Origin of the sequence: Chryseobacterium vietnamense (genome assembly GCF_031454475.1) — a bacterium.
Taxonomy (GTDB): Bacteria; Bacteroidota; Bacteroidia; order Flavobacteriales; family Weeksellaceae; genus Chryseobacterium; species Chryseobacterium vietnamense.
The window spans coordinates 38,726-59,776 of record NZ_JAVDQX010000003.1 but is presented as its reverse complement, the minus strand read 5'-3'; the positions used below and the strand labels follow the sequence as shown (position 1 = coordinate 59,776).

The 21,051-nt window shown below is 35.2% G+C and carries 19 protein-coding genes; 13 read left to right on the top strand and 6 right to left on the bottom strand.

Translation table 11 applies throughout. The features are described from left to right. Window positions 1-3: 3 nt before the first annotated feature. The 3 genes from ybeY (at window position 4) to J2786_RS14315 (ending at window position 3,367) form a co-directional block, all read left to right on the top strand. On the top strand, window positions 4-423 hold the full coding sequence (gene ybeY, locus J2786_RS14325) for an rRNA maturation RNase YbeY (protein ID WP_047426469.1): 420 nt from the start codon (window positions 4-6) through the stop codon (window positions 421-423). Window positions 424-569: 146 nt separating this feature from the next. Beyond that, window positions 570-2,432, top strand: coding sequence for a tRNA uridine-5-carboxymethylaminomethyl(34) synthesis enzyme MnmG (gene mnmG, locus J2786_RS14320; protein ID WP_047426467.1), 1,863 nt, complete (start codon window positions 570-572; stop codon window positions 2,430-2,432). 113 nt (window positions 2,433-2,545) lie between these two features. After that, window positions 2,546-3,367 carry a class I SAM-dependent methyltransferase gene (locus J2786_RS14315; protein ID WP_047426465.1) on the top strand — a complete coding sequence of 274 codons (822 nt, stop codon included), beginning with the start codon at window positions 2,546-2,548 and terminating at the stop codon, window positions 3,365-3,367. A gap of 1,516 nt (window positions 3,368-4,883) precedes the next feature. Here J2786_RS14315 and J2786_RS14310 read toward each other — a convergent pair. After that, on the bottom strand, window positions 4,884-6,074 hold the full coding sequence (locus tag J2786_RS14310; RefSeq protein WP_047426464.1) for a phosphoglycerate kinase: 1,191 nt from the start codon (window positions 6,072-6,074) through the stop codon (window positions 4,884-4,886). A 643-nt stretch (window positions 6,075-6,717) separates the two neighbouring features. Here J2786_RS14310 and rpiB point away from each other — a divergent pair. The 4 genes from rpiB (at window position 6,718) to J2786_RS14290 (ending at window position 11,506) form a co-directional block, all read left to right on the top strand. Further along, entirely contained in the window at window positions 6,718-7,152 is a 435-nt protein-coding gene (gene rpiB / locus J2786_RS14305) for a ribose 5-phosphate isomerase B (RefSeq protein WP_047426463.1), read from the top strand. A 339-nt stretch (window positions 7,153-7,491) separates the two neighbouring features. Then, complete coding sequence (gene rnr / locus J2786_RS14300; RefSeq protein WP_047426460.1) at window positions 7,492-9,645, top strand: ribonuclease R; 2,154 nt, start codon at window positions 7,492-7,494, stop codon at window positions 9,643-9,645. A gap of 248 nt (window positions 9,646-9,893) precedes the next feature. Further along, a complete protein-coding gene (locus J2786_RS14295; RefSeq protein ID WP_047426457.1) occupies window positions 9,894-10,580 on the top strand; it encodes a LysE family translocator in 687 nt (228 codons plus the stop codon). Then, on the top strand, window positions 10,577-11,506 hold the full coding sequence (locus tag J2786_RS14290; protein ID WP_047426455.1) for a S66 peptidase family protein: 930 nt from the start codon (window positions 10,577-10,579) through the stop codon (window positions 11,504-11,506). The genes J2786_RS14295 and J2786_RS14290 overlap by 4 nt, the downstream gene beginning before the upstream one ends. Here J2786_RS14290 and J2786_RS14285 read toward each other — a convergent pair. Continuing rightward, on the bottom strand, window positions 11,503-12,618 hold the full coding sequence (locus J2786_RS14285) for an outer membrane protein assembly factor BamB family protein (RefSeq protein ID WP_047426453.1): 1,116 nt from the start codon (window positions 12,616-12,618) through the stop codon (window positions 11,503-11,505). The two genes, J2786_RS14290 and J2786_RS14285, sit on opposite strands and share 4 nt — an antisense overlap. A gap of 38 nt (window positions 12,619-12,656) precedes the next feature. On the opposite strand from J2786_RS14285, the gene J2786_RS14280 reads away from it, so the two are divergent. The 3 genes from J2786_RS14280 to tsaB all read left to right on the top strand — a co-directional run bounded on the left by J2786_RS14280 (window position 12,657) and on the right by tsaB (window position 14,608). Further along, complete coding sequence (locus J2786_RS14280) at window positions 12,657-13,028, top strand: YraN family protein (RefSeq protein WP_047426451.1); 372 nt, start codon at window positions 12,657-12,659, stop codon at window positions 13,026-13,028. An 82-nt stretch (window positions 13,029-13,110) separates the two neighbouring features. Next, entirely contained in the window at window positions 13,111-13,860 is a 750-nt protein-coding gene (locus J2786_RS14275) for an SDR family NAD(P)-dependent oxidoreductase (protein ID WP_047426449.1), read from the top strand. Window positions 13,861-13,927: 67 nt separating this feature from the next. Beyond that, window positions 13,928-14,608: a tRNA (adenosine(37)-N6)-threonylcarbamoyltransferase complex dimerization subunit type 1 TsaB gene (gene tsaB, locus J2786_RS14270; RefSeq protein WP_047426447.1), complete on the top strand. Its 681-nt coding sequence runs from the start codon at window positions 13,928-13,930 to the stop codon at window positions 14,606-14,608. Between the two features lie 17 nt (window positions 14,609-14,625). On the opposite strand, the gene porW is transcribed toward tsaB, so the two are convergent. The 4 genes from porW to J2786_RS14250 form a co-directional block, all read right to left on the bottom strand. Then, on the bottom strand, window positions 14,626-17,181 hold the full coding sequence (gene porW, locus J2786_RS14265; RefSeq protein ID WP_047426445.1) for a type IX secretion system periplasmic lipoprotein PorW/SprE: 2,556 nt from the start codon (window positions 17,179-17,181) through the stop codon (window positions 14,626-14,628). A gap of 148 nt (window positions 17,182-17,329) precedes the next feature. After that, on the bottom strand, window positions 17,330-17,893 hold the full coding sequence (locus J2786_RS14260) for a Maf family protein (RefSeq protein ID WP_047426443.1): 564 nt from the start codon (window positions 17,891-17,893) through the stop codon (window positions 17,330-17,332). A 7-nt stretch (window positions 17,894-17,900) separates the two neighbouring features. Next, on the bottom strand, window positions 17,901-18,419 hold the full coding sequence (locus tag J2786_RS14255) for a KdsC family phosphatase (protein ID WP_047380044.1): 519 nt from the start codon (window positions 18,417-18,419) through the stop codon (window positions 17,901-17,903). Further along, window positions 18,409-19,158, bottom strand: a complete 750-nt coding sequence (locus J2786_RS14250) for a Rossmann-like and DUF2520 domain-containing protein (RefSeq protein ID WP_047426440.1) — start codon at window positions 19,156-19,158, stop codon at window positions 18,409-18,411. Before J2786_RS14250 ends, J2786_RS14255 begins: the two co-directional genes overlap by 11 nt. Before the next feature lie 181 nt (window positions 19,159-19,339). Between J2786_RS14250 and J2786_RS14245 the strand changes: the two genes are divergently transcribed. The 3 genes from J2786_RS14245 to J2786_RS14235 are packed head-to-tail and all read left to right on the top strand — an operon-like array spanning window position 19,340 to window position 20,970. After that, window positions 19,340-19,891 carry an RNA polymerase sigma factor gene (locus J2786_RS14245; protein ID WP_034694015.1) on the top strand — a complete coding sequence of 184 codons (552 nt, stop codon included), beginning with the start codon at window positions 19,340-19,342 and terminating at the stop codon, window positions 19,889-19,891. 17 nt (window positions 19,892-19,908) lie between these two features. Further along, window positions 19,909-20,451, top strand: coding sequence for a hypothetical protein (locus J2786_RS14240; RefSeq protein ID WP_047426438.1), 543 nt, complete (start codon window positions 19,909-19,911; stop codon window positions 20,449-20,451). 6 nt (window positions 20,452-20,457) lie between these two features. Further along, window positions 20,458-20,970 carry a hypothetical protein gene (locus tag J2786_RS14235; protein WP_047426437.1) on the top strand — a complete coding sequence of 171 codons (513 nt, stop codon included), beginning with the start codon at window positions 20,458-20,460 and terminating at the stop codon, window positions 20,968-20,970. The last annotated feature ends 81 nt before the right edge of the window (window positions 20,971-21,051 follow it).

Genomic DNA, 21,051 nt, shown 5'->3' with positions numbered 1-21,051 from the left:
AAAATGATACAGTTCTTTTACGAAAACTTACCAGAGTCAGTAAGTACAGATTACAAAAAATGGCTGGAAGATCTTATTCTTTCAGAAGGAAAAAAAACAGGAGAAATCAATTATATTTTCTGTGATGATGAATATCTTCTTAAGATCAATCAGGATTATTTGCAGCATGATTATTATACAGATATCATCACCTTTGATTATGTAAAAGGCAAGACAATAAGCGCTGAGATTTTCGTATCTTTGCAGCGCATTTCTGATAACGCCTCTACCCTTTCCCGAGATTATGAAGAAGAATTAAGAAGGGTTTTAGCCCATGGTATTTTACACCTTGCAGGCTATAAAGACAAGACGGAAGAGGAAGAAAAAGAGATGCGGAGAATGGAAGATTTGTACCTGGATAAATACAGGGATTTAAAGTTTTAGAATTGAACAATCACTTAAGATCCCATATCTAAAGTACTCTATTTTAGCAACAATGTAAGTTTACCTAGAGTGCATTCTCCAAAAATGTTTCACGTGAAACATTGGTTATAAAGATAAGGTTTAAAGCTTAAACAAGCGAGATAAAAATGATTTCAGAAATATATGATGTAATAGTAGTAGGTGCCGGACATGCAGGTTGTGAAGCAGCAGCAGCAGCAGCAAACCTCGGTTCAAAAACTTTACTTATTACAATGAATATGCAGACCATCGGACAGATGAGTTGCAACCCGGCAATGGGCGGAATCGCAAAAGGACAGATCGTAAGAGAGATTGATGCAATGGGAGGATATTCCGGAATTGTGGCAGACAAATCTGCCATCCAATTCAAAATGCTGAATCTTTCAAAAGGTCCTGCGATGTGGTCTCCGAGAACCCAAAATGATAGAATGCTTTTTGCCGAAGAATGGCGCTTAGCATTAGAGAATACTCCCAATCTTGATTTCTTTCAGGATATGGTAAAACAACTGATTGTTGAAAATAATAAAGTAGCAGGAGTTGTTACTTCTTTAGGAATTGAGATTAAAGCAAAATCTGTAGTTCTTACCAACGGGACTTTCCTTAACGGATTAATCCATGTTGGAGATAAACAATTAGGCGGAGGAAGAATGGGTGAACCAAGAGCTTTTGGAATTACAGAACAATTGGTCACTTTAGGTTTCGAAGCAGGAAGAATGAAAACAGGTACTCCACCGAGAGTAGACGGAAGAAGTTTGGATTATTCAAAAATGGAAGAACAGAAAGGTGATGAAAATCCTCAAAAGTTCAGCTATCTTGATACACCGAAACTGACAAAACAATTAAGCTGTCATATTGTATATACCAACGAAACGGTACATGATATTTTAAGAGAAGGTTTTGACAGAAGTCCAATGTTTAATGGAACCATTCAAAGTTTAGGCCCAAGATACTGCCCAAGTATTGAAGATAAAATTAATCGTTTTGCAGAAAGAAACAGACATCAGCTTTTCGTAGAACCGGAAGGATGGAAAACTGTAGAAATCTATGTAAACGGATTCAGTTCTTCTCTTCCTGAGGATGTACAGATCAAGGCAATGAAACATATACCAGGATTTGAAAACGTAAAAGTATTCCGTCCGGGTTATGCTATTGAATATGACTACTTCCCTCCTACCCAATTGAAACATACGCTGGAAACAAAATTAATCGACAATTTATATTTCGCAGGCCAGATCAATGGAACAACAGGATATGAAGAAGCAGCCGGCCAGGGATTAATTGCCGGTATCAATGCACATAATAAAGTTCATGAAAAAGGAGACTTTATTCTAAACAGAGATGAAGCTTATATTGGAGTGTTAATTGATGATCTGATCACAAAAGGAACTGAAGAACCTTACAGAATGTTTACTTCACGCGCCGAATACAGACTTCTATTAAGACAGGATAATGCCGATATCAGATTAACAGAAAAAGCATACCAGCTAGGATTAGCAAAAGAAGACAGATTAAGACGAGTTGAAACTAAAATATCTGACAGTCAGTCACTTGAAGAGTTTCTTCGTGAAACTTCTTTAAAACCAGGTATTATCAATCCGGTTCTTGAATCTATTGAAAGCAGCCCAGTAGATCAGGCTTACAGAGCAGCCCAGATTCTTACCAGACCTAATATGACATTAGAAAAACTGGATGAAATCGACTTTATTAAAGAAGTTTCTACTCAATATAATGATGAAGTAAGAGAGCAGGCAGAGATCAATATTAAATATAAAGGTTATATTGAGAAAGAAAAAGAAAATGTTGCTAAATTAAATCGTCTGGAAAACATTAAAATTCCTGAAGATTTTGATTACACAAAGCTTTCCAGCCTTTCTGCAGAAGCAAAACAGAAGATGTCTAACGTACGCCCAAAGACTATTGCACAGGCAGGAAGAATAAGTGGTGTTTCCCCAGCAGATATTAACGTTTTATTAGTTTACTTAGGACGATAAAAAAAAATGTTTCACGTGAAACATTTGAAAATAAAAACAAAATTAAGGTATTTAAAAGCGTAAAACACTTCTGAATATCTTAATTTTTTTATCATATAAAGATATTTACTTCAATGAAAATAAAAGATCATTTTCTTTCACAGGAAATATTTGAGATTAAAGAAACTGAAACAAAAGGAGTTTTTAAAACCACTCCTATCCCATCCAATATTTCCAGATACTATGAAAGTGAAGATTATATTTCTCACCATCAGGATTCCGGAAGCCTCAAAGAAAAGCTTTACAAATTTCTTCAATCATTCAATCTGCAGTATAAAAAAAATATTCTGGTAGACAGAATAAAAAAAGGATCAAAAGTTTTGGACTACGGGTGCGGTGCCGGAGAGTTTGTAAAATATATAGAAAATGATTTTGAAACGTTCGGTTTTGAACCAGATTCGGATGCAAGAAAAGCAGCACAAGGAAAAGTAACTAAGGCTACCATCTCAGATGATATTAATAAAATTGAGGAAAACACCTTAGATGCTATTACACTCTGGCATGTATTTGAACATATCGAGAACCAGGATGAGATGCTTAGAGTCTTTCATGAAAAATTAAAAGAAAAAGGAATTCTGATTATCGCTGTTCCCAACCCTACTTCTTATGATGCGAAACATTACAAAGAATATTGGGCAGCTTATGATGTGCCAAGACATATTTACCATTTTTCTAAAAATGGAATGGAAAATCTAATTTCCAAAAATCCGGATTGGAAAATGAGGAAAATTAAACCTTTGGTTCTTGACTCCTACTACATCTCCATGTTAAGCGAAAAATATAAAAAATCTCCTCTATTTTGGCTAAAAGCAATTGTTTACGGAACAATTTCGAACGTAAAAGCCTTATTTTCGGACGAATTTTCAAGTCTGATATATATTATCGAAAAAAGATAGAAAAACGATTTTTGACCCATTTATGAAGGTCAATTTTCAGCATTTCCAGCTTAAAAAATAAAAAACTCAGGATATTTCTCCTGGGTTTTTCTTTTTTCAGGATCAAATCCATACTTCAATTTCTTCTTCAGTTTTATCAAAACTTCAAAATAAGATCCAGCACACAATTATTTCTTACACATCAAAAACATCCCCTACCCCATTTCGATAATAGAGAAGAAATTCAAAAACCTTAACTGAAAATTTATCCAGCTACAGCTCTCTCTGAACTTTTATTCCATTCTTCAATAAAAATCAAAAAATTAACGCTTAAAAGCAGAAAAAAAATTTCAGCAAGGTAAATTCTTACAAATTAGACTTTAATTTAACCTCAAATTATAATTAGATATAAATTATCGGAAAAAGATAGAAAATCGATATTTAAGCTATTTATAAAGGTCGATTTTTAATGCTCTAATAAGAAAAATGAGAAAAAAGAGGAAAGTGCTTCTGCACAGAAAAAAAAGAAAAACCGATTTTATCAAAAATAAATTCTTCCACAATTAAAAACAAAAGAAGACCTCCCCTACTCCACTTTATCATTTTAAATTTTTCCCAGCTTCAAAAAATTGAATTAGCCAATCTTTTCAAATACAGGACAAAAAAGAAAACTATGAAATTAATAATCCAGCAAAATTTAAAAACAGAATCATTAAAAGAATTTAAAGGCGCAAAGCAAAATCCTAACACCATAAAAGATGAAAATAAATGTTACTAAATCTATCCTGGAAAAGTTTTAAAAATTAATTTTTTTTTATCTTACTCACTTTGTGGTACTTACCTACTAATTCCAACTGTTATTATAAAATTTTTGGAGAATATTATACGTAATAAAATAACATGAAAAACAGTTTAATAACTGATAACCAACAAAATACATAGTCTTCACTTTAATGTGACATAATAATTCGGTTAAATTTAAGATTTTAAACAAACCAAATTTTATGTATGCTACATTCTTAACTAAATACGGAGATTAAAAATCATATCAATATGAAGTATAATTCCCTCACCGGATAATTTAAGATCACCTCTCTAAATCTTTTTTTGAAAAATAATGATCATCCGTTCTATTGGAAGAAAAAATTAATTTACCTTCTGTGATCATCAAATTATTTTCGTGAAGCTTAAATTTAACTCCAAGTATCCTTCAAAATACAGAGTATAAATGCAGAGATAAAAACAGCTTTTCTGCTATCCTTAGTATTGCAAAAATCATAATCATAGATCAAATTAAAATGAGAATAAAATCAAGAAAAAAGCTTCCTGCACTTATCAATTTTCCATGAATATTCTGAGCCAAAATTTCCTGAAAACCATAAGTCATTGAAAAAGAATTCAACCATTCACTGTATAACTATAAGTTATATCTAAAATAGTATCAAAACCTCCATGACTAAAGGATTTTCTATAATTTTTAGACATGGAAAAACCTGCTAATATAATTAGCAGGTTTAAAAATATCTTGATTTTTTTATTAATTGTTGATTGCTGCTACACCTGGTAACTCAAGTCCTTCAAGACTTTCAAGCATTGCTCCTCCTCCTGTAGAAACATAACTTACCTGATCAGCATATCCGAATTGCTTAACAAAAGCAACACTGTCTCCTCCACCTACTAAAGAGAAGGCACCAAGTCTCGTCGCTTCAGCAATACTTTCCCCTAATGCAACTGTTCCACCGGCAAAATGAGACATTTCAAAAACTCCGATTGGTCCGTTCCAAAGAATAGTTCTTGAATTTAGCAAAACATCATTAAACTGATCTCTGGACTTGTGACCAGCATCAAGCCCCATCCATCCTTCAGGGATTGCATAGATATCAGCTTCTTTTCTTTCTACATCATTACTAAAACTTTCAGCGATGATAGCATCAGAAGGAAGATATACTTTTACTTTGTGTTCTTTTGCTTTTCCTAAAATCTCAAGTGCCAAAGGAAGCTTATCTTCTTCTACAAGAGAATTTCCAACTTTTCCTCCTAGAGCCTTAATAAAAGTAAATGCCATACCTCCACCAATGATCAGATTATCTACTGCAGGAAGGATATTTTCTATAATGGTAATTTTAGTTGAAACTTTAGAGCCTCCCAAAATAGCTGTAACTGGTCTTTCACCACTCTTCAAAACTTTATCGATTGCCTGAAGCTCTTTAGCCATTAGTAAACCGAAATATTTAGTTGATGGAAAATATTGAGCGATTACTGCTGTAGAAGCATGAGCTCTGTGTGCTGTACCAAATGCATCATTTACATAAGCATCTCCTAACTTTGCCAGTTTCTCAGCGAATGCAGCATCCCCTTTTTCCTCTTCATTATGAAAACGTACATTTTCCAATAGTAAGATCTCACCTGGTTTTAAATCTGCAGCTGCCTGCTCTGCTTTCTCACCAATACATTCATCAACAAACTTTACATCCTGTCCTAAAACAGAAGAAACTTCATCTACAATATGTTTAAGGGAAAATTCATCTTTAACCTCTCCCTTTGGTCTTCCAAGGTGGGTAATTAAGATGACAGAACCACCATCATTAAGGATCTTCTCCACTGTTGGTTTTACAGCAACAATTCTTGTGTTGTCTGTCACCTTCAGTTGATCATCCTGTGGAACATTGAAGTCCACTCTTACCAGAGCCTTCTTATCTTTAAAATTAAGATCATTGATTGTTTTCATAAATAGATTTATTTTTTGCTAAGCCTTTATGAGACTGCCGCGAGAAATCCGTTTTAGCTTTTGATAAAATCTCGCAAGAACAATTTCATAAATCTCATTGAATTTTTGTTTCACAAATGTAAGGTTTTAAACTTTTTCAACAGTTTGATTAAAATAAAAGTTTTCAAAAACTTTCCCCGAACCCAATCACCCATTAATCAACAATTTTTTCTCTTTTAAAAAAAAGAATAATGTAGTTGTTGTTGAGTGTTGTTAGTTTCGGGGATAAGTTTTAGGCTAAAAATTGATAACATTCAACTTTTATTCAACTCATATTTAATTCACAATATAAATCTCTGTAAACCTGCTATTTCACACACTTATTAACAAATGTTGATAACTTTGAGAGGAAGCCATTATTAGTTATTTTATTATGGAAAAATCTGGGGATAGCTGAAGAAAACATCTGGAAAGTTGTGATAAAAATCTTCGGAAAGAATTTCTATTACGAAATAAATTCATCTTTAAAAATAGAAAGTTGATAAAAGTTTTCCACAGTTATTCACATACCTTTTAACAATTAACTCAGGGTTTACTAACACGAATTGTTATTATTATTACCTTTGTAAGGAAATAGAATCTAATAAAGCTTAATAAGAGTATTATGAAAAGAAAAATTGCTATCGCAGCGGACCATGCAGGCTATGAATATAAGGAGATTGTTAAGAACTACCTTTCAGAACGTTTTGAAGTTCAGGATTTTGGAACGTTTTCCACAAACAGTGTGGATTATCCGGACTTTGTACACCCTGCTGCAACCTCTGTGGAAAACGGAGAAAATGAGCTGGGAATTCTGATCTGTGGAAGCGGAAACGGAGTTCAGATCACTGCTAACAAACATCAGAAGATAAGATGCGCTTTATGCTGGATGCCGGAGATTGCAACACTGGCAAGACAGCATAATGATGCCAACATGATTTCACTGCCGGCAAGATTTATAGCTAAGGAACTGGCTCTGGAAATTGTTGATCAGTTTCTTTCAACAGATTTCGAAGGTGGAAGACACCAGAATAGAGTTGACAAAATTGCAGTTTGCTAAATACTATAATAGGGCTTGTAAATTACTTTGCAAGCCTTATTTATTTTTTATTCGTACATTTGCAGTGTCCAATAGAAATTACACTCTATTATTCTCCAAAGCCTTTCTTATATTTGAAATATATTTAATAGAAGGTTTTTCTCTTTTCTTCTCCAGAATTGTATTAAATTTATACAAAACTAAAGCTCCCGTTGTAAGCAAACTGAAAGATAATTTCTGATGATTTACGGAAAGATTCTAATGATGAAATTGAATGACCTTATACAAAGGAATGAATAAGGAAGATTTAGAAAAAGGTCTTAGTTGAGATAAGACCAAAACAATTAAAAGAAAATTAAAATGCCAAAAAAAAGAAAATATATAAGTCATAAAAATGATTTAAAAATGATGGAGATCGGCAGACTGATCCTCCGTTTTATGAATGCAAATTCATCCAAAATTTATAATTATAAGCAGATCGCCGATGGAATAGATTATAAAAATCCAAGACAAAGAGAACTTGTTATCCAGGCACTGCATAAACTTCAGGGATCTGAAAAGATTAAGGAAGTAGAAAAAGGAAAGTATATTGTGAACCTGAAAATAGCAGGAACGCTTACCGGAACTATAGACTTCAACCAAAGCGGAAATGCTTATGTAAGTGTGGAAGGCCTGGAAGATGATGTCTTCGTCCATGCCAAAAATGTGAAGGATGCACTGCAGGGAGATAAGGTTCTTATTATAACTTATCATTATAAAGGAAAGAAGCTTGAAGGTTCTGTTCTGGAAGTTTTAGAACGTAGCAGAACAGAATTTGTGGGTACCTTTCAGAAGGTTGCTCATAAGGAATTCGGGTTTGTGGTTTGTGATAAAAAGACAATCAACACAGATATCTTCATTCCGAAAGGAAAATTCAACAGCGCTGAAGATGGCGATAAGGTCATTGTAAAAATGACAGAATGGAGACCGGGTGATAAAAATCCAGAAGGTGAAATTATTCAGGTGCTGGGTGCTCCTGGAGAACATGAAACGGAAATCCACTCTATTCTTGCAGAATATGGTCTTCCTTATGAGTTTCCATCAGAAGTAGAAGCTGATGCAGATAAAATCGACAGAAGGATAACAGATGAAGAGGTAGCAAAACGTTGGGATATGCGTAATATCTGTACGTTTACCATTGACCCTAAGGATGCGAAAGATTTTGATGATGCTTTATCCATAAGAAAAATGGAGAATGGAAACTGGGAAATCGGGGTCCATATTGCTGACGTATCTCATTATGTAGTGCCGGGAACTATTCTGGATGATGAGGCGTATCAGAGAGCTACTTCGGTATATCTTGTTGACAGGGTTGTGCCGATGTTGCCGGAAGTATTGAGTAATGATGTTTGTTCCCTTCGTCCACACGAAGACAAATATACTTTTTCAGCCGTTTTTGAATTGAATGACAATGCTGAAATTCAGAAACAGTGGTTTGGAAGAACGGTTATTCATTCAGACAGAAGATTTACCTATGAGGAGGCTCAGGAACGTATCGAGACCGGAGAGGGAGATCTTGCGGAAGAGATCAACACACTGGATAAGCTGGCGAAAATAATGCGTCATGAACGTATCAGAAAAGGAGCCATTACTTTTGATAGAAGTGAGGTAAGATTCAATCTTGATGAAAATAGTGAACCGATTGGTGTTTACTTTAAAATAAGTAAAGACTCGAATCACCTGATCGAAGAATTCATGCTTTTAGCCAATAAGAAAGTATCAGAATATGTATCACTTTCAAGAAAAGGTGAGATCACAAATAATACATTTATTTACAGGGTTCACGATGATCCGGATCCTGCTAAATTAGAGTCATTGAGAGACTTTGTTGCTACTTTCGGATATAAAATGGATCTGGCCAATACCAAAAAGGTAGCCGCATCTTTGAATAAACTTCTTCATGATGTGAAAGGAAAGGGCGAAGAGAATATGATTGAAACTCTTGCGATGAGAAGTATGAGCAAAGCAGTATATTCTACAGAACCTATTGGCCACTATGGTCTTGGTTTTGAATATTACAGTCACTTTACCTCTCCTATCCGTCGTTACCCGGATTTGTTGGCACACCGTCTTCTTCAGCATTATCTGGACGGAGGAAAATCTCCAAACAGAGGTGAGCTTGAAGAAAAAGCAAAACACTGTAGTGCTATGGAAAGACTGGCTGCAGATGCAGAAAGAGACTCCATCAAGTTTATGCAGGTGAAATTCATGGAAAAACATCTGGGAGAAACATTCAGAGGAGTGATTTCCGGAGTGGCTGAGTTTGGTTTCTGGGTCGAAATCCCTGAAAACGGAGCTGAAGGACTTATCAAGCTTAGAGATCTTGTAGATGATTCCTATATGTATGATGCAAAAACACATGCAGTATACGGAATAAGACACGGAAATAAATACCAGTTAGGAGATGAAGTTCAGATCAAAGTGGTAAAAGCCAATCTGATTCAGAAGCAGCTTGATTTCCAGATTGTGAAGTAATGAAATAAGTCTTTAAGAAGACTGTATATAAAATTATAAAGGCTGATGTATTACCGAACCATCAGCCTTTTATTTTTTTTAATTTAAAAAGTATGTAATGTACGCTCCTCTCCTATTTCTTAAAAAAATTACATTAAACTCTGATTAAAATCCACTTGATATATCACAACTTTATTGAATAATTAAATCATAAAGTCTAACTTTGTATTAAACGAAATGAATTTTTATTCATTTTAAAACACCACTTAATGCTAGAACTTGTACTATCTGCCATCATATTAGGATTTATGCTGAGCCTGGTTTTCATAGGACCTATTTTTTTCCTGTTAATTGAAACCAGCTTCTCCAGAGGACCCAGACATGCCCTGTCACTGGATCTTGGTGTGATTACCGCAGATTTATTATGCATTGTAGCAGCTTATTATGCCAGTACGGATATTGTTTCTTTAATTGATAAGCATCCGGGGTTTTACAGGATCACTTCTATTCTTATTTTCGTCTATGGAATTGTGATGCTGGTTACCAAAACCAAAATGCATTTGCCTGGTGAAGAAAGGATTATCGGGCAGAACTATATCAAGACATTTTTCAATGGTTTTTTCTTTAATCTTCTCAATGTCGGAGTCATCCTTTTCTGGCTGGTAACGGTAATTTCCGTAAGGAATCAATATCCGGACACCAGCAGTTTTGTTTTATACATAAGCATAGTCCTGGCTACCTACCTGTCTATAGATCTTGCCAAGATATTTCTTGCCAAGCAATTTCACGATAAATTAACACAAAAACTGGCCAACCAGATCAGAAGAGTTGTTGGCTGTATTCTTATTGTCTTCAGTTTCTTTATTTTCCTGCAGAGTTTTAAAAAGTTCAATCAGTTTGAAAAACAGCTGGAGGAAGCAGAAAAGAAAGAAGTAAAATATCAAAAAACAAAATGAAAAAAATGATCTTTCCAAAGTCCCTTAAAAAAGGAGACAAAATAGCTGTTATTTCCCCTGCAGGAGCGGTAGATACCTCTCAACTGGAAAAAGGAATAGAAATGATTAAAAGCAGAGGTTTTGAACCGGTTCTCGGAGAACATCTCTACACTAAATTTTCAAACGGATACAATTATGCCGGAACAGAAAAGGAAAGAACAAAAGATATCAACTGGGCCTTAAACGATCAAGAAATAAGAGCGGTATGGGCTTCCCGAGGTGGATATGGCTGCCAGCATCTTATCCAGCACCTGACACTGAAAAATTTTAAGGAAAACCCGAAGTGGTACATTGGATATTCCGATAATACAGTTATCCAGAGTTATCTGATGAAAAAAGGATTTGCTTCCATCCATGGACAAACCATTAAAACATCCAGCTTTGGAGTTACAGATGAAAGTTATGATCTTATTTTCGATATCCTGAAAGGGAAAAAGCCAAAATACACCCTTGAATCTCACCAATTGAATAAAAAAGGGAGTATTCAGGGAGAATTGGTCGGAGGGAATTTAGCCCTTATCTATGCCCTTCTGGGAACCAAATATTCTTTTGACTTTAAAGACAAGATTCTGTTTATCGAAGATATCGGAGAAAACTTCTATGCACTGGACCGTATGATCATGAGTCTGGAGCTGGCAGGTGTCTTCAATAAAATCAAAGGATTGATTGTTGGCGGAATGACCAATATGGGAGATGAAAAGGAAAACAACAGCTATGAAGAAAGTTTTGATGAGTTTGTTTATAAACTGATCTCTGACAGAATTTCAAAGTATAATTTCCCGGTAGTATTTGCCTTCCCGAATGGACATATTAAAGACAACAGGCCATTGATTATTGGAGCTGAAATTAACATAAAAGCTGATGATAAAGTAAAGGTAGAGTTTTAATCTCTACCTCCCGATTTGCTTGGGTAAACGACTTTACCATCTTTATTGATTATGACAGGTGCTGAAGTGGTGACTGCCTTCATTGGAAATCTCCATTTTTCTGTACCATCGTTTTCAGAAAAGGCATACACATAATTTGAACCACCGCCTCCAATAAAAACAGTACCGTCTGTAGAAACAGCTTCTGCACTATTGGAGTAAATTGTTTTTTGCCACTTTGTGTTTCCTGTTTGTTTATCAATAACAGTCAGATTTCCCGAACTGGAATTTACCGTAATGTAGTTTTCATTAACAAAAGGGCTGCTTGAGTAATTACCCGAATTATAGGACTGCCAGATAATATTTCCGGTTACAGCATCTATTTTGTACAATGCGTTTTTATCAGTAACATATAAATATCCGTCTAAAATTGTAGGAGAAGAATACTCAACAGAGCTGCCAAGTTGCTTTTCCCAATTGAGTTGACCTGTGTTTTTATTGATATTGTAAATATTGCCATTCCTGTTTCCAATATAAAGATTATTCCCAACTATGGATGAGGATGAAGAATTAAAAATACTGCCGGTATAATATTTCCATTTTAAAGCTCCACTACCCTGTTCCAAAGCATAAACATAACCATCATCACTGGCAAAATACACAATATCTCCAGATACCACAGGGCTCGAGCTTACATTAAATCCAGCAGTATATTTCCATTTTAATTCTCCGGTGGCTGCATTTAATGCATAAAAATTGTCATCATCACTTCCAAAGAAAACGGTATTATTATAAACGTAAACGCTGGATTCTATTGCTTCATTTGTCTTGAATTTCCATAATAAAGTTCCTTTTGATGCATCTATAGCATAGAGGTAACTGTCTGTACAGCCCACATACAATACATTATTATTATAAAAAGCAGTACTATATTGAAAGCGGCCATTAAGAACCGAAAACACCCATTTTAATTGCCCGTTTTGAGAATTAATAGCATAATATTCATTGGTGCCGCCAATAAACATTATGTTTTTCGGGTTATTATCTGTTGGGGATTCATTGTTTTCATCAGATGAAGAACAGCCAATTGAACTTATAATCAGAATAGTACAAATAAATAAATTAAATTTCATAGGTTTGGAAAAAGTACGGCAATAATACAAAATTTATTATGGCAAATCACAATGACTTCGGTATCTTAGCAGAAGATTTAGCAGTTGAATATTTGGAAAGAACCGGCTACAAAATCCTTATCAGAAATTTTCGTTTTAAGCATAACGAAATTGATATTATTGCTGAAAATGATAATCTGATTATTATCGTAGAAGTGAAAGCGAGATCCACCGATGCCTTTATGCTCCCTCAGGAAGCTGTAACCAAAACAAAAATAAAATCCATTGTTTCTGCAGCCAATCATTATCTGGAGGAATTTAATAAAGACCAGGAAGCCAGATTTGATATTATTTCTGTTCTTCCCGATGATAATAAAAACTTAATAATTGACCATATCAAAGATGCTTTTCAGGCCTTTGATGCAAATTAATAAATCAATACAACAATGTTTGAATGTATCAGGATCATGACATTGACAGAGTAGTGCATTCAGACATTTAATACCCAATTTTATGAAGACAATATTGATCACCGGAGCAACTTCCGGTATAGGTAAAGCCACTGCAGAGCTTCTTGCAAAACAAGGAAACAGAATTATTATTTGTGGAAGGAGAAATGAGGTGCTGGAATCTGTGAAAACAGAGCTTTCTGAATTTACCGAAATATTTAGTTTAATGTTTGATGTAAGGAATCTTGAGGAAGTTGAAACAGCCATTAATGCTCTCCCGGAAAACTGGAAAGAGATTGATGTACTGATTAATAATGCAGGGAATGCTCATGGGTTAGATCCTCTTTCTGAGGGTAAGACTGATGACTGGGATTCTATGATTGACGGCAATGTCAAAGGATTGCTCTATGTTTCTAAAATGATCATTCCAATGATGAAAACTAAAAATTTAGGTCACATTGTAAATATCAGTTCTGTAGCAGCAAGACAAACTTACGCAAATGGAGTAGTGTACTGTGCAACGAAGAAAGCAGTAGACGTTATTTCGGAAGGAATGAGATTGGAGCTTACCGAATTTGGAATCAAAGTAACCAACATTCAGCCGGGAGCTGTAGAAACAGATTTCTCTCTGGTAAGATTCAAGGGAGACAGTGAAAAAGCTTCAACGGTGTATGCGGGCTATGATGCTCTGAAAGCCGAAGATATTGCTGATGCTATTGCTTACTGTGTAAATGCACCGAAACATGTTACTGTTTCTGATATGACCATCTATCCAAGCGCTCAGGCTGAGCCAAGAACAATTTATAGAAAATAGTCCAAAATAATGGAGTAAATTTGCAGAATATTAAAAGCAATTTTGCTGTTTAGCTTAAAACAAAAAAATGAAAATTCTATATCTGGAAACATCATCCAAGAACTGTTCAGTAGCAGTATCAGACAATAAAAAGCTGTTATGCCTTTGTGAAGAAGTTTCTGAAAACTATAAACAGTCTGAAAGTCTTCACACCTATGTAGAATGGGCATTGGAAGGAGCGGGGATTTCCCTTAAAGATATTGAGGCCGTTTCTTTAGGTAAAGGTCCCGGATCTTATACAGGTCTGAGAATTGGTGCTGCCTCTGCAAAAGGCTTTTGCTATGGACTCAGAATTCCTTTGGTAGCAGTAAATTCTCTTGAAAGCATGATAGAGCCTTTTTTAGGCGCTAACTATGACTTTGTAATACCTTTGATCGATGCAAGGAGAATGGAGGTTTATACGGCAGTTTACAACGGTAATACAGGAAAAGAATTATCTGAGACAGAAGCTAAGATTTTAGATGAAAATTCTTTTGAAGAATATAAAGATAAAAAAGTTCTGTTTGTAGGGGATGGTGCTAAGAAGGCAAAAGAAATTCTGAATCTTCCGGATGCTGTTTTTAAAGAAGATGTCTATCCTTCCGCACAATACCTTATCAGGAAGACCCTGGCGAAGATAGAAAACAAAGAATTTGAAGATATGGCCTATTTTGAGCCTTTTTATCTGAAAGACTTCCACGGAGTAAAGAAAAAGAAAAGCGAAGAGTAAATCTTCGCTTTTTTATTTTATTGAGGTCTTGGCGGGATCTTTGAACCCGACTTTGTATCATTCGGCTGCTTAGGACTTTGCTGTGGAGCAGCATTTGTATTAATGTTCTGCATATTGTCCAGCTTCTGTACTTTTCCGTTGTTCATTTGCGGAAGTCCCGTATTTTGAGTGTTAGGCTGTACAGGCGCTCCTGATGGCTGCTGAGGGACAGAATTTCCTTTATTATCCGTTGCCTGGAAGCTTAAGTCACTTTTCAGGTAATTCAGCATTTCTTTAGCTCTTATGCCTTCAGGTGTTTTAGAATAATTCAGGGCAATCTGCTCAAGCTGCAGAATCATAACTTCCTTTCCACTTGATTTTCCTGCATTGAATGCATTTAAAAGATATAGCTTAGGAACCAATGCATCTTTCGGATACTTCTGAATCGCCTGATCGATCACATCTTTACTTTCTGCAAATTTTTCGGATTCAAATAGTGCGTATGCCTTTTTGTATTCGTTTTCAACTTCTTCGGTTGATTTTACAAATGATTTATTCTTTGGGTTTCTGGCAAATTCAGCGTAAGAGGTATAAGGATAATCTGCAAGGAGAATTTGTTTTGCCCTTTCTGAAGCCTGTGGATTTTTCTCATAATTCATGGCAAAAATCTCATACAGCGCCTGTAACATTACTTTTTCTTCCGGTTTTACCTCTACAAGATCATAAAGCGTTTTCGTAGCCAGTGGAGTATTGGTAAAATAATTCTGATACATTATTCCCAGACCCAATGAAGCAGTATCTCTGTCCTTTTTTAGCTGTGATAATTTTCCCTGATCCGTAGGAATCTGCTCAATATAGTACGCAGGCTCAAAACGTCTTGGATTAGGCGCTGAGGTAACTCCTAACGCTTCATTTTTCATATCTTCAATAGAGGCCATTTTCTTGGATGAACGCCAGTTATCAGCCAAGGCACGGTCTCCCCAGATTTGCTTAAACGAAGAGGTTCCTTTGCTTACCGTTCCTGAATTGCTGAAATAAAACCCTTTTGTAGTGACTCCAAAATCCTCAAAAGAATTGCCGCTATTGGCAAAAATAGAATTGGCACTGTAATCACCGGTATCAAAACCTTTACTTCTTTCCGCACGTCTTCGTTCCTGTTCCTCTTTCTCTTCTTTAATCTTTAATTTTGCGATATATTTTGTAAAATAATCTGTTTTCTGACCATCATTCATCTTTGCCAGAGAAAGAATACTGTCATTCTTTTTAATCAGATAATAGTTTTTTGATATCTTCTTAATATACTCGGATTGATCCTTTAACAGGATTTTTGAAGGCTCATAAGTCATTACAGCAAGAGCAGAGTCATAATAACTTCCGGCTCCGATATAATCATTTTTATCAAGATAACTTTTTCCTATTTCATAGTAAGCCAGCCCACGGATCTGCGGGTCAGAAACTTTTTCAAATAATGATTTTCTGAAGAATTGCTGGGCTTCGTCTTTCTTTCCTGCTTTATTGGCCATTAATCCTAAAGCATAATAAAATTCATTCTTTCTGGAGCCATACATTCCTTTCTTACTGATTCCTTCCAGATAATTTTTGGCTCCTGCATAATCACCTTTACCGTTAAACGTTTTGGCAATAGCCACCTGAGATTTTACTTCAAATTCGAAATCACTGGCATATTTATATGCTGCAGCATAGCTTTCTCTTGCCTTATCGTTCTGGTTAAGATTTTCCAGAACCTGGCCTCTCAGATAAGCGATTCTGCTTTTCAGTTTTCTGTTAGAATTCAGTTCAAAAGCATTATCAAGTTCTTTAGCAGCTTCTTCTTTTTTTCCGGCATCAAGCAGAGATTCTGAGTAATAAATGCTCAGCAGTTTTGCATAGCTTTTACTGATATCTTCACTTTTAAGTTTGGCAAATGTTTCATGTGCCCTATGATAATCTTTGATCTTATCATAAGCAAGTCCCTGATAAATTCTTGCAAGTGCAATCCTTTTATCATCTTTCATACGGGTGAAAACATAATTGAGTGCATCCAGGGCTTCCAGAGATTTACCTCTATAAATTCTTGCCTGTGCAAGGATCATGTAGGCATCAAAAATCTGCTTATTTTTCTCTTCACCATTTCTGGTGACAGAATATTTATTGATTGCTTTTAAAGCTTTTGCTTCTGCTATTTCCAGAGTAGTAGCGCCTTTAGTCTGTTCTCCGTCAGGTCTTGAAGGCCCGCTTCCCGGAGGTCCTCCAGGGATATTCGGAATTCCGGAATTACCTCTTCCCGAAGGTCTGTTGGCTACTTCAGCCATCTTCATGGAGTTTTCTGCAAAAGCTTCAGTCTGACCAAGATCACTTCCCAAAGGTTGTTCTTCATAAGTCAGAATAGGAATGTAGGGAGCATAGAAGTTATCCTTATGCCCCTTATCTCTGGTTGTGAACTCACTGTTTAATGCATCTTTCGCATTAAAAAGGGTGTTGTAATATGTGGAAAATCCTTTCAATACTCTTGAACGCTGCTCCGGCTTTTTTGTTTTGGTAGCACAGGAAGCAACAAGACATATGACTAAAAGGAATAATATATTCTTTTTCATTATTCAATATAACTCGCTAATCTGCTTTTTATTATCAGCAGTTTGATGATTTTGTAAAAATAATAAAATTTTATAATGAATAATATTTATATTTCTCAAGGAAGTATTTTATTTCTTCTTCAATGGGTGTTTTAAACCTGATAATCTTTTAAATCAGAGAAGATTCTTTCAGAATTTTATAAACAAGATGGGTAGGAAGTCCCATAATGGTATAATAGCTTCCTGTAAGACTTGTGATCTTTGCCATACCCAGCCATTCCTGGACACCATAGCTTCCTGCTTTATCAAAAGGCTTATAATTCTGAATATAATAGTTTATTTCTTCATCAGAAAGATTATCCAGAGTAACATCGGCTACATCTGTTTCGGTAATGGATGTATTGGCTGTTTTGATAGTAATGCCCGTATAGACCTGATGCGTTCTTCCTGAAAGATGTTGAAGCATTTTAAAGGCATCTTCTTCATCTTTAGGTTTTCCCAGAATTTCATTATCAATAGCAACTACTGTATCAGCAGTCAGAAGCACTTCACCTACTTCCAGATTTCTGAAAGCCTGAGCCTTTAAATCAGAAAGGTAAGCGGCGGCTTCCTCTATTTTGATATTTTCCGGGATAATTTCTTCACAGTCTATTTTTACGACCTCAAATTCAAAACCAAGGCTGGAAAGAAGTTCTTTTCTTCTTGGAGATTGTGATGCTAAAAGTAATTTCATAGAGTTTTTATACAGATTGGGTATTATCGTCATGCCAGTTCCCCTGAACCTTCATTACCTGTTCAATGACGTCACGAACGGCACCTGTTCCTCCTTTTTTGGGGGAAATATAATCGGAGATTCCCTTTACTTCAGGAACAGCATTTTCAGGACATGCTGCAATGGCTGAACTTTCCATGATATGAATATCCGGAAGATCATCACCCATGGTCAGAATTTCTTCGTTTTTAAGATTATGTTTCTTTTTAAAGTCTTCGAAATCATCTATTTTATTGTGAGACTTGGGATAGTAATCCTGAATACCCAGATAATTGATTCTGTGCTTTACCATTTCATCATTTCCTCCGGTAATAACACCAATTAAATAATTGTTTTTTAAAGCTTTTACTACCGCATATCCGTCCAGAACATTCATTACCCTGCACATATTTCCTCCGGGAAGTAAGTAGACGCTTCCATCTGTGAAAACTCCGTCAACATCAAATACAAATGCTTTAATATCTTTTAATTTCTCTTTATAACTCATACATTTTCTGAATAGAATGATTCATTGTTTTATAAATGTCAAGACTTTCGTCCTTTAATAACTGTTCATGCAGCTGTAAAATTCTTACATCATTTCTTACTGCCGGTCCGGTTTGTGCCATTTTGGGTTCAATTTCATGAATTTTCTGAACTGTTTCATCAATCAGTGGTAAGAAATAATCAAACGGAATTTCCTGGGAATCTGAAATTTCTTTAGCTCTTGCAAAAAGGTGATTCACAAAATTACAGGCAAAAACAGCTGTCAGATGAATATATTTTCTTTTTTCATGAGTACTTTCCATCACTCTTTCCGAAATCTTTGAAGCAAGACCAAACAATATTTTTTGATCTTCTTCATTTTCTGCTTCTATGAAAAACGGAATTTTTTCATATTCAAGGTCTTTTGATTTTGAAAAAGTCTGTAAAGGGTAGAAGCTGGCCTTTCTATAGTTTCCGGCAAGAACTTCTTTAGAAAGAGATCCGGAGGTGTGGGCAACCAGACAGTCTTTTCCGGTTATCACCTTCGAAACTTCTTCCACTGAATGATCGCTTACACAGATGATATAAAGATCTGCTTCTTCCAGATGATCTGTAGAGTAAGGAATATTCAATTCGTGAGAAATCTGACTTAATTCTTTTTCGTTCCTCCCAAATAACTGAGCCAGAGGAATACCTTTCAAAGTGAAAGCTTTTGCCATATGATAGGCAACATTCCCGGAACCGATGATTACAATTTGCATATAACAAATATAAGATTTTAAGCTGAGCCGGGAAAGGTAGATGGTCTCAGAAATCCTGTACTTCAATATAGGCACGTTTATTGCGTAAGTGTCTCATATTATTTTTAATATTTAAAATGAAAATTGAATTTTTAATTTAACTTTCAGCTATTTTTGTAATCCAAAACAATGAAGGCATCTTATGAAGATTAAGGACGCGGAAATTATTTCGTTGATGCAGAATCCACGAACCCAGGATAAAGGGGTTCGTGCCTTGATGGATGCCTATCAAAGCAGATTGTACTGGCACATAAGAAGAATTATTGTGGACGGAGATCTTGCACAGGATACTTTGCAGGAAACTTTTATTAAAGCATATCAGAATTTTCATCAGTTCAAAAATGATAGCCAGTTGTATACCTGGTTGTACAGAATTGCTACCAACGAAGCACTACAGCAGGTTAACAAAATGAAGAAAATGCAGAAAACTGACGAAGATCCCGAATATCATATGCAGAATCTTGTTGCAGATAATACAGAAGGAGATGCTGAAGAAATACAGATTTTACTGCAGAACGCTATACAGAGTTTGCCCGAAAAGCAAAAACTGGTATTTATGATGCGGTATTATGATGATTTGCCCTACGAAGAAATATCAAAAATTGTAGATATGTCGGTAGGGACTTTAAAAACAAATTATCATTATGCCAAACAGAAAATAGAAGATTATATTAAAGAAAATTACGAAAAATAATTTTTGACCCAACAAAGATGAAAGAGTTCGACATAGAAAAATTAGAGCGTAAAAACATTTACACAGTTCCTGATAATATGTTTGAAAATATTCAGGAGAACGTCATGAATGATATAAAGACAAGTAAAAAAGCACCTGTCTTTAAGCTGAACTGGATGTATGCAGCTGCTGCATCGCTGGCTTTGATTTTTGGAGCAACTTATGTTTTTAATTCAGATAACGATTCTACGGAACAAATATTGAACTCTAAAACAACGTATGTGGCCAATAATGGAGAGCCCAAAACAGAAAGCGAGCTGGCTTATGAGACTTTAAAATCTGATTTAACTTCTGTGGAAAATAATAATCAAACAGTTGACAATCAAAAAAATAACAATGTTTATGCTTCTAAAAGCGTAAGCGAAACTAAAACAACAACAGAAAGCCCTAAACCGGTGAAAACTGTGAAGAAAAAAGAAGAAACACGAATGAATGAATATCTGGACTCGTTTTCTAATTCTGAAATTGCAGAGTTAGCAAGTAATTCGACTCAGGACGTTTATTTGGATATTTATAATTAAAAGAAAATGAAAAAGATATTATTGACGTTTTTGATTATTTATGGCTTTGGATTAAATGCCCAAAGAACAGATTATGATTGGAAGAAGATGGATCCTAAGCAAAGGAAAGAAGTCATCAATAATCTTTCTCCGGAAGAAAGAAAAGAACTCCTGAAGAAATTCAGGAACAATATGATCATGGATAATCTGAATGTTGATCCTGATGATAAAGCTGAATTTACACAATTATACAACGAATATCTGGATAGCCAGAAGCAGATAAAAAGTCAGTTTAATTCCAACTTTGATCCCGAAACTTTATCAGATGACGAAGCCAAAGCTAAGTTGCAGCAAAGTTTTGAAGTAGGGCAGAAGCTATTGGATAACAGAAAAAAATATGCAGATAAAATGCAGCAGGTAATTCCCTGCCAAAAAGTTCTGAAGCTGTTTCAATCCGAAAAGATGATGAAGGATAAAATGGATGAAAGAAACCCCCACGGAAATAATAACAACGCTTCCGGACCTAAACAGAACCCATAATAGTTTATTTTTTTAATGTTGGACGGCTCTTCCAGATCTTTTTCTGTGAGAGCCGTTTAATTTTTACAATAAAAAAATTAT